Here is a 283-nt window from a genome sequence, read left to right as displayed (position 1 = left end):
TCAACGTCTATGGGCTGTCCGGAATCCTGATCGCCCACACCTTCTTCAACCTCCCGCTCGCCGCCCGACTGATGGTCGCCGCACTCGACGGCGTGCCGGCGGAAAGCTGGAAGCTCGCCGGGCAGCTTTCTCTCACGCCGCTGACCACCTTCCGCCTCCTCGAATGGCCGGCAATCCGCACCGCGCTGCCCGGCGCCACGAGCCTCATCTTCATGCTCTGCGTCACCAGCTTCACGCTGGTCCTCACGCTCGGCGGTGGACCGGGCGCCACCACCCTGGAAGT

General features: G+C 67.1%; 1 pseudogene. It reads left to right on the top strand.

Features of this window, described 5'->3' with window-relative positions:
- Positions 1-283 (top strand): annotated as a pseudogene (locus tag CH341_RS32325) (ABC transporter permease subunit); the annotation flags it as partial.

Source organism: Rhodoplanes roseus (assembly GCF_003258865.1).
Lineage (GTDB): Bacteria > Pseudomonadota > Alphaproteobacteria > Rhizobiales > Xanthobacteraceae > Rhodoplanes > Rhodoplanes roseus.
Note: the sequence above shows the minus strand (reverse complement) of the source record. Positions and strands in the feature narration are given on the sequence as shown.